This window comes from Rhodococcus sp. BH5, assembly GCF_027583855.1.
GTDB classification, from domain to species: domain Bacteria; phylum Actinomycetota; class Actinomycetes; order Mycobacteriales; family Mycobacteriaceae; genus Rhodococcus_F; species Rhodococcus_F qingshengii.
This window is the reverse complement of sequence record NZ_JAJHVW010000041.1, coordinates 1-8,422: the sequence shown is the minus strand read 5'-3', so window position 1 is coordinate 8,422 and position 8,422 is coordinate 1. Positions and strand designations below refer to the sequence as shown.

Annotated in this window: 13 protein-coding genes; 7 read left to right on the top strand and 6 right to left on the bottom strand. The window is 61.6% G+C overall.

The genetic code is table 11. The features are described from left to right. Positions 1-224: 224 nt before the first annotated feature. The 3 genes from RhoBH5_RS32060 to RhoBH5_RS32050 form a co-directional block, all read right to left on the bottom strand. On the bottom strand, positions 225-521 hold the full coding sequence (locus RhoBH5_RS32060; RefSeq protein WP_011331203.1) for a hypothetical protein: 297 nt from the start codon (positions 519-521) through the stop codon (positions 225-227). Beyond that, positions 521-1,336 (bottom strand): ParA family protein, encoded by an 816-nt coding sequence (locus tag RhoBH5_RS32055; RefSeq protein WP_011331202.1) that lies wholly within the window; start codon positions 1,334-1,336, stop codon positions 521-523. Before RhoBH5_RS32055 ends, RhoBH5_RS32060 begins: the two co-directional genes overlap by 1 nt. A gap of 542 nt (positions 1,337-1,878) precedes the next feature. Then, entirely contained in the window at positions 1,879-2,220 is a 342-nt protein-coding gene (locus RhoBH5_RS32050; RefSeq protein ID WP_270009573.1) for a hypothetical protein, read from the bottom strand. Between the two features lie 200 nt (positions 2,221-2,420). Here RhoBH5_RS32050 and RhoBH5_RS32045 point away from each other — a divergent pair, with 200 nt between their 5' ends. After that, on the top strand, positions 2,421-2,579 hold the full coding sequence (locus tag RhoBH5_RS32045; protein WP_270009572.1) for a hypothetical protein: 159 nt from the start codon (positions 2,421-2,423) through the stop codon (positions 2,577-2,579). 81 nt (positions 2,580-2,660) lie between these two features. On the opposite strand, the gene RhoBH5_RS32040 is transcribed toward RhoBH5_RS32045, so the two are convergent. Then, a complete protein-coding gene (locus RhoBH5_RS32040; RefSeq protein ID WP_270009571.1) occupies positions 2,661-3,401 on the bottom strand; it encodes an Abi family protein in 741 nt (246 codons plus the stop codon). Between the two features lie 275 nt (positions 3,402-3,676). Between RhoBH5_RS32040 and RhoBH5_RS32035 the strand changes: the two genes are divergently transcribed. From RhoBH5_RS32035 to RhoBH5_RS32020, 4 genes are read left to right on the top strand one after another with little or no spacing between them, the layout of a single operon-like run. After that, positions 3,677-4,093 carry a hypothetical protein gene (locus tag RhoBH5_RS32035; RefSeq protein WP_270009570.1) on the top strand — a complete coding sequence of 139 codons (417 nt, stop codon included), beginning with the start codon at positions 3,677-3,679 and terminating at the stop codon, positions 4,091-4,093. Continuing rightward, positions 4,090-4,602 carry a DnaB-like helicase N-terminal domain-containing protein gene (locus RhoBH5_RS32030; protein WP_270009569.1) on the top strand — a complete coding sequence of 171 codons (513 nt, stop codon included), beginning with the start codon at positions 4,090-4,092 and terminating at the stop codon, positions 4,600-4,602. The genes RhoBH5_RS32035 and RhoBH5_RS32030 overlap by 4 nt, the downstream gene beginning before the upstream one ends. Continuing rightward, complete coding sequence (locus RhoBH5_RS32025) at positions 4,599-4,820, top strand: hypothetical protein (protein ID WP_270009568.1); 222 nt, start codon at positions 4,599-4,601, stop codon at positions 4,818-4,820. Before RhoBH5_RS32030 ends, RhoBH5_RS32025 begins: the two co-directional genes overlap by 4 nt. Next, entirely contained in the window at positions 4,817-4,984 is a 168-nt protein-coding gene (locus tag RhoBH5_RS32020; RefSeq protein WP_270009567.1) for a hypothetical protein, read from the top strand. Before RhoBH5_RS32025 ends, RhoBH5_RS32020 begins: the two co-directional genes overlap by 4 nt. Positions 4,985-5,024: 40 nt before the next feature. Here the strand turns inward: RhoBH5_RS32020 and tnpB are convergent, their stop codons facing one another. Next, positions 5,025-6,512, bottom strand: coding sequence for an IS607 family element RNA-guided endonuclease TnpB (tnpB, locus tag RhoBH5_RS32015; RefSeq protein WP_270009566.1), 1,488 nt, complete (start codon positions 6,510-6,512; stop codon positions 5,025-5,027). Beyond that, the gene (locus RhoBH5_RS32010; RefSeq protein WP_270009565.1) at positions 6,512-7,099 is read right to left on the bottom strand and encodes an IS607 family transposase; all 588 of its coding nucleotides are present in this window, start codon (positions 7,097-7,099) and stop codon (positions 6,512-6,514) included. Before RhoBH5_RS32010 ends, tnpB begins: the two co-directional genes overlap by 1 nt. Positions 7,100-7,344: 245 nt before the next feature. Between RhoBH5_RS32010 and RhoBH5_RS32005 the strand changes: the two genes are divergently transcribed. Further along, complete coding sequence (locus RhoBH5_RS32005; RefSeq protein WP_270009564.1) at positions 7,345-7,560, top strand: antitoxin VbhA family protein; 216 nt, start codon at positions 7,345-7,347, stop codon at positions 7,558-7,560. After that, positions 7,557-8,321: a Fic/DOC family protein gene (locus tag RhoBH5_RS32000; protein ID WP_270009563.1), complete on the top strand. Its 765-nt coding sequence runs from the start codon at positions 7,557-7,559 to the stop codon at positions 8,319-8,321. The genes RhoBH5_RS32005 and RhoBH5_RS32000 overlap by 4 nt, the downstream gene beginning before the upstream one ends. Positions 8,322-8,422 lie beyond the last annotated feature (101 nt).

Sequence of the window (8,422 nt, the reverse complement as noted above, 5' to 3'; positions counted from 1 at the left end):
CAATGACGATCGCCAGGGCTAGAGCGGCGAGCAGCGCGCCTAGCTGAACACGGGCTGCCCGGACGCTAAAGTCGGTCATGATCGGGTTTTTCCTTTCAGCGGGGTTCCCGGTCTGGAGCCTCGTCGGGTGCATCCGGCGGGGCTCCCTTTTTGTTTGACTCGGCACGATCTCTAGTCGACCTAGGTTCCCTAATGCGTCTAGCTAGGCCCTCTAGAAACAATGGTCACAGGTCGTTTTCGTCCAGATATCGCAACAGGGCCATTTCCACCAACGCACCTTTGGTGATCTTTTCGCCCATTTCGTAGCCAGCCTTCAGTACGGCCTTCTCGAATCTCACTTTGACGCTCTGATGTATATTCACGTTGAACTGGACGAGGGGATCTTCCGGTGGGGCCGGTTGACGCATCTCTGGACGCGGAGTCGCAGCAGCTGAGCCGCCTCCCACCTTCGCCGGCCTGCTTCCCAATCGCTCGGCGGGATGGGTGTCTTCCAACCCTGCCGACACTCGCTGAACAGCCATCACTTCACTCCTGCACTCACGGTCGATACTTCAATAGGTAGCTCGGCTAGTAGGTCGTCGTAGGCGACTTGCAGTGCCAAACTTTTCCCGCCGCGATGACGGTGAATAGGAATCTGCGCACTGTGCGCGTCTTGCCTGGCTACGTAGTCCGGGATGACGGTCCGCGCAACCATGTCCCCGTATGACTTGCGAAGTTCTTCTTCGCGGAATTCGTGCTCCCCGTTGGCACGACGCTTGTTGATGACGATGCCGTCGATCACCAAACGTGGATTGGGGCGCTTTTGCACCAGTGCAACGGTTTTGCGGAGACTTTTCACTCCCTTGACCCCGTCGACCGTCGGTTCGGTTACGACGATGACGGAATCAACGGTGTTGAGGGCAGAGAAGAGCAAGTTCCCCAAGGATGGGGGGCAGTCGAACAGGATGGCGGCATACATGGACAGATCCGCGTCTTCCAACGCGAGATCGACGTACCACGGAGTTTCCTGCCCGCCCCCCTGCTCAACATTCGCAAGGTTGATATGGGCCGCGACGACATCCACACCGTCCCACTTGCTGGGGCGTATGTGCTCGACGACGTGGCCGGTTCGCCCTTGCGAGCTCTCGATGAACAGCGCCCAAGTGGTGCCCTCGTACACAGCGAGGTCTTCGCCGCGAGGCACACCCACCCCTTCTGTCGCATTGCCTTGTGGGTCCATGTCGATGATCAGCACCCGTCCACCACGCGCGGTGATTGCGCTGGCCAACCCCGTGACGGTTGCCGTTTTGCCGACACCGCCTTTTTGGTTGGCGAAGGCTATTCGTCTCGGCGTCATGAAGGTCCCTCTCGGTTAGCTTCGCGAGCTGCGTTAGCGCATTTAGGTAAGCGCGTTAATTTACTGAGCATAGCACAGTTACCTACCTGATTTAGGTTAGCGAGGCAAGTTAGCTACTTTACCTGCCTTAGCGCGCTAAACTAGCTAACACCTCTAGTCCACCTAGGTTACCTAACCACGTCTGACCTGTGGGTATATTCATTTGGATTGATCAGGGGTGGGGGTTGAGACCACAGCTGCGAACCAGAATCATCCATTTGACGCGGAAAGAAACATCAATCAACGCGCGAATCCAGGTGGATCTGCAAGTGCAAAATGCGCAAAACGTCAGTTGAGTGTGGTGCAAGTTTGGTTCGCTGGTTGCCATTGCTGGGCGATTTGAGTCCTCATCCTCGGCGCACGTTGACCGGTTTCGTCCGTCGCGCCATCCATAGTGGATGGCTTGGCGAGTAGGTCTAGCCACGACAGACAGGCTTGCATCCAGGCTGCAAAGTTCTCTCACTGCCGCGGACACGTACAGCGACCGAAGCAAAAATGGCCAACTATTCGGCCCGTGTGTTCTTCGGCCGCAATCGAATGTTGCCCCGCGGTCCGAAGACTGTCACGCCGTGCTCTACCTCGGCCGGGGTGGGGCTGTGATGGAAGAGCGAGACGCGGTCTGTTGCGTGCACTGCGGCTTGGTCGTGGGAGTGCACGGTCGCGTTGTCGTAGGCATAGGTGGTGGTGTCCTCGCCGACTTCGCCGTAGGAGTCGTCGACGAGGTTGCTTGTTGCGCGGTTGGTGGCGCGGACGCGGGTGGTGTCGAATGCGTCGGTATGGGCGTTCCCGTATGCGAAGAGGGTCGTGTGTCCGAAGATTTGGGATCGTGCGGCGTCTGTAGCCACGATCTGGGCGCTGCGCTTCGTTTCGGGTGTCAGTCGGGCTCGCTGGCTTCGGCTATCAACTTCCTGGTCCTGAAGGACCAGGAAGTTGATTTGCTATCCACGCCCTTGGTTCGGAAGGACCCTGGCTCAGGGACGATCATTGGAAAGCCGGGGACAAGGCATGGTGGCTTTTCCCGACCGAGAGCGGGGTCAGCAGGACGATGGTCGACATCGTCGATCCCGTCGAGGGGACAGTGCGCGATTCGCGCGTCATCTACAACGACGGGGTTTTCCAGGTAACCGGCAAGTTCGAACGCATTCGCCATCGCGAAGACTCGTGCACCCCGTGCGCAGAGTCTGTGCTGGAGATGCTCGCCTGAGGTCAACCGCCCGACAGTAGCGACGATCACCCCGAACCGCCTGCGATCCGGGGTGATCGTTGTCTATGAGAAGGACGAATCCTAGAGTTCGATCGGGCAGCGACGTTTGACCTCGATGACACGACTCAGTCCGGCGCACCAATCTCTGACTTCCGGGCTGATCGTCCCCAGCAGTCGGAGTGCGTCGTTGTGTCTGGCCGTGATATTCACCGACAGAAGAGGTTCCATGTGCGAGACCCTGTTGCGTAGTCCGTGCAACCGATGGGCGCGGGAGGAGAGAATGACGCCTTTGGTGTCGCCCGTCGAGTATGGGAACGCGTGCCGCAACGCCTGATTCCAAAGAATCTGCCGCGCAACATAGTTGGCGTCGTTCCGGTCGTTGGTTGGCAGCAGTTTCGGCCACACCCCGAAGGTGAGCTGCGCGAGGAGGTCGTCGTGGGAGATGGCAGCGCCCTTGCGTGGATGGGTGGAGTGGCGAGCGCCATCTGCCTCGTCGGCGTGTTTGTAGGCGGCTTTTCGCGAGCGGTTGGTCATCGAGTTAAGTGGCTTGGCAGGATCGAGGAGCCAGTCCGCGCTGCACTGGCCTCCAGTCCGCGTATTCGTCTGCTTCTGGTTCCACACTCGAAGTTGCTCGTTGATCGTGTTACGCAACGCGACCTCGGTTATGGCAAGCACCGGCTGGAATGCCGAAGACAGCGCGAGGTTCCATTTGTACAGCTCCAACGCCTTGTGCGGGTCATTGCCGCATTTCGCCCTGTAGGTAGCGAACCGAGCTGGATGTATCAGGCGGTTGACCGCCAGGATGGTCTCGTGCTTTGGCATTTCGTCCGTTCTCCGCTATCATTTTGGGCAGATACGAGGACAAGGTCCCTCGTGGAAATACATGAAGTTCCCCCCGCGGCAGCTAGGTCGTGGGGGTTCTTCCTTTTCTGGCCCAGGTCGTCATTGCAGAAACCCGCACAGAGAACATGCGCCAAGTCGGTCCTGAACATTCATGCCGGAACCTTATCTGCTGCTACCTGATGCTTTCCGTGTTGCTGATGCTTTCCGTGTTGCTGATGCGACACCTGTGTCATTGGCAACTGCATAATGACGGTATGAATGATGAGGGTGGCGGCCAGTTCGGGCCGAGAATGGACATGGCGGGGGCGGACAAGCGGGCCCTCGGGATCGACGATCCGCGAATGAACGAGATGTGGCTGCGCTACTGCATCAAGCAGGCAACGGCGATCGCGCACGACGTGCGTATCGACCCTCGCGACGCCACTCACGAGGGTGTGCGTTTGTCGTGGCTCACGCAGGCGCTACGCCAGAACTCGCAGACGTTCGATACGTCGGTGATAGTGGCGGAGTTGAAAACAGTCTCGACACCGGATCCGCATTGTCTGCAGGATCGGTCTACGGATTGCGGAGCACAGCAGCCCAACAATCGTTGGAGTCAGCCGCCGCACGCGACTACCGCGACGGCCTGCCATCGGACCAGACGGAATTACTCGAGACCGTATCCATGGTGAGTGCACGCCTGTGGATGAAATCCGTCGCTCATTTCCTCCCCGTCGAGCAGATCGGTTCGGAGTCGGGACAGGGCGATAGCCAAGATTGGCGCCAGCTCCCCAACCCGCGTGTCGCAGCCCTGACCAGCGCAGACTTCTACCGACCCGTGAACGCGGCACTGTTCACCGCCATCTCTGAACTCGTAGAGGCCGGCAAGCCCCACAACAGTGCCCACGTCTTCACCACCTTGCAGCAGGAAGGCCGCACCAGCGGGCACCTCGGGAAACAGCTCACCAAAGCACTCACCGACATCACCACCATCGGCGTCCCCTCCACCGAACTCGAGCACAACATCTCCGCAGTCCTCACCCAGGCATACCGCCGCGGATTCCGCGAAGCAGCACGCTCTCTCGCCCAAGCCGCCGAAGAACTCCCCGAAGACCAACTGTTCGAGCACCTGCTCAGCATCGGCCACGAACGCCGCGCAGCCTCCCAACGCCTCGCAGCCATCCGCGAAGGCCGAGCATGAACACTCCAGACAAGCCAGATCAGCGAATCAGCAGGCCAGGAGTGATCCGGCACAGCATCCTCGGAGTGACCGCCCTCGCCGTCGCAGCCCTGGACTTCACCATCGGCACCAAACACATGATCACTGCCGGAATCATTGCCCTCGCCGCATCCGTCTACAGCTTCGCTAAAGCCGCCAAACTTCGAAAAGCTCCAACCGGCAAGGAGAATCGACCATGACCGATGACGAACGCGACGCCTGGCAGCTGCACCACCACGGAGCCGACTGGGACGAGGTCGGCACCGAAATGGGATGCAGCCCCACCGCCGCGCAAACCCTCGCAGCCGCTTACGAGAAACGCACCGACAACGCCGCCTCACAAACCCAAAACACCCTGTTTTGACCCGTTGCCTTGTGGTGAGCAAATGTGAGTGTGCTCAGCATTAGGCAGCCTCGCCTTGCGGTGAGGCAGTCCCGGTCGGATCGACACCGTTGCTGGTGTTGTGCCGGGTTGACGCTTCACGGCCTGCTGCGTTGACCACTTGCGTGGTCTCGGTCTCCTGCGTGGCTCCACGTCCGTTTCCACCCGTGGCGGCGGCGGCCGGGCTACTCCCGGTACTGGTCCTCGTTTGACCCGCGTGCAGGGTGCCGCCGAGGCGGGCGAGGTTGATCGCGGCATTGAGGTCACGGTCGATGACCAGGCCGCAGTGCTCACACACATAGGTGCGCTCGGCGAGGGACAGACTTGGCTTTCGCCCACCACACCCCGAGCACGTCTTCGATGAAGCGAACCATCTGTCGGCCGCCACCAGATGGCTGCCGTACCAGCGGGTCTTGTAGCCGAGCATCCGGCGGATCTCGGCGAGCGCTGCGTCGGCCAGAGCCCGGTTCAGGCCCTTCTTCCTCCTACCTCCGGCGCTGCGCATACCGGAGGCGTTGAGTGTTTCCACGACGATCACCTGGTGCCGCTGCGCGAGTCTGGTGGTCTGCTTATGGAGGACGTCGCGGCGGATTGCTGCGGCCTGGGCGTGGGTGCGGTTGATCCGACGCTGCTGCCGGGCCCATCGCTTCGACGGCGTCTGTTTCGTCTGCGTTTGCGTGTCATATGGCCCCTGCTGCCTGGCGGCCCTACGCTGGAGCGCCCGCAACCTCGATTGGGCCGCGGTCAGTGACTTCGGGGCCGGAACTCGGGCTACCTCCCGGCCGTCCGGGGTCGCAACCACAAGCAGGGAATCGGCCTTCACACCGACGTCGACACCGACCACTAGTTCCCCGGCACCGACGTGACCCGGCACCGCTACGGCACGCTGAACCAGCACCTGGAAGGCGACGCGCCAGCGGCCCGCCGCATCCTCGGACACGGTCGCGGACAGGATGCGACCCGTCCCGACCTCGACCCTGCGGGCCAGCTTCCTCGTGGACTCGTGGGTCTTGACCCGCCCGATCCGCGGGAGGGTGACATGGTGCCGCGATGCCTCGACGCGGATCGCGCCGGTGGTGAACCGCACCGACCGCCGCGACCTGACGGTCTTAAACTGCGGGAACCCGACCGCCTTCCCCGCACGCTCACCCTTCTCGACTGCCGACCAGGCGTTCAGACCACGAGCAAGCCCATCAAGGCCGGTGTTGTACGCCTCCTTGGAGTTCTCGGCCCACCACGGAGCAGCCGCGTCCTTGCGGGCGTTCCACTGTTTCCGCAGCCCTGCCAGCGACCAGTTCAACGACGGCGTCAACTCCGATTCTGCGATGCCGTAAGAGCGTTCCGCGGCCCGCTGATCCATCACCGCCTTCACGAGGGCGAGCATCGTATTGTGCGCCTTGCGCGCACCACCTGCATGCGATCGGAAGGCTCGCACCTGAGCCGCGGTCGGGTCGAGCGCGAACATGTACGCCTGCACCGTCCAGCCCTCGGGGACCTCGAACCGAGCCATCAGGACACCGACTCGACCGGATCGTCGCGCTTGGTCGCGGTGACCGCGCGCATCGCTCGGTTCCGCGCCCCGCGACGCCCATACAAGCGGGCACACATCGACGTCAACACCTCGATCATGTCCCGCACCAGATCGTCCTCAGTCTCGCCCTCATCGGTCACCACGATCCGTCGGCCCTGCGCCGACAGAGCAGCCTCTAGATGCTCAACACCGAACCGGGCCAAACGATCGCGATGCTCCACAACCACCACACTCGCAGAGGGGTCCGACAAAACCCGTCGGATCTTCGGCCGCTTCCCATTCAACCCAGACCCGACCTCAGTGACCACCTCACCCACCTGATGGCCGTTACTGGTAGCCCACTCCGCCAACCGGGCGACCTGCCTGTCCAGATCGCCACGCTGATCATGCGAGGAAACCCTCGCATACACCACCACCCGTCCCGGCGTCGCCGACCCTGCAGCATCAACCCAGATCGTGCCCGACTCCAGACGGCGAGCAGGCACCGGCATCCGGTCCTCCCGGAACCACCGATACGCAGTCTGCGGATGCACACCCTGCAAACGCGCCCACTCAGCCAACTTCACCCACTCAGAAAAACACACATTCGATCACGTTTACTCACGACACGCCAAACTGCTTCCAACCCTCGCAGACACCTTCGAGGAGCGCATCGACAAGGCCGCCGCACGAAACCGAAACACCCTGTTCAGGCACCGCCCCACAACGGCTGTTGACCGCAGGAAACAGGCAATGATCAGGTAGAATAGACAACGGTGCGCAACTCCCCCTGCGCACCGCCACGCTCGCCCGAGTCGACGAAGGAGCACCGGTGACCACTGCACGCAACGCACAATCGCACATGACCGAAGCCCAAATCGACCGAGCCATCGCCGCCGCCACCGCCGGCCACCGCATGGCTGGCATGGAACCCACCGACTACGACATCGAAATCGGACGCCGGCAACTACGCGGAGAAATCACCGGCGACGAAGCAGTCGCACTCGTCCTCGCCGGAAACCGCCGCCGCCGAGCTGCCCGCAGTTGAAAGACCCGTACGTCGACCCCGACACCGGGGTCCTGATCAACAAACTCGGGCACACCGACCCACAAGCACTCCTCGAGGACGAACGAGCAGCCGCCTACCAGCGAATCCTGCAACTCGAAACACAGCCCATCCCAGGCAATTTCGACTTCGACCACCTCAAAAAAATTCACCAATTCATCCTCCAAGACGTCTACGACTGGGCCGGCACCCGCGACACCGGCGCCGTCGGCATGAACCTCCCACACTGCCGATCCGAACACATCGAAAACCAAGCAGCGTTCATCTTCCGCGGAATCGCCAAAGACAACTTCCCCCAAGGACTCCCGAAAGACCGCGCCGTCGACCGACTCGCCTACCACTGGGGCGAAACCACTGTCCTGCACCCGTTCCGGGACGGCAACTCTCGCACGCAACGAGTCTTCTTCGACGAACTCCTCAAATCCTCCGGCTGGACCATCGACTGGCAAAAAGTCCACGCCTCCGCAGTACAAGCAGCCCGCTACGTCGCAATGGAAGCAACCCACACCCCGCTCCGCGACGTCCTCGCCCCCGGCGTACACCGCAACAACACCGAACCGCCCACGCTCGCCACCACCCAAGGCGCCGTCATCCACCTCGATGTCGGGCGTGTCAACACGCCCGACATTCGCCGCCACCGCCGCTACTCAGTCAGCAGAAGCCGCCTGCTCAATCACGCTCTCAGGTTCACGCACCAAATACCCGCGCACAAACCAACCGCTCATCGGTTGGTCGGGAGGTGAGCTGACGTGCACGCATGGTGGCTGCGAGACCTTGCCACTGCCTGCGCGAATGCTCGATAACGGTGGGGTTCGCCGTCTCCAGATCCATAAGCTCGCCACTG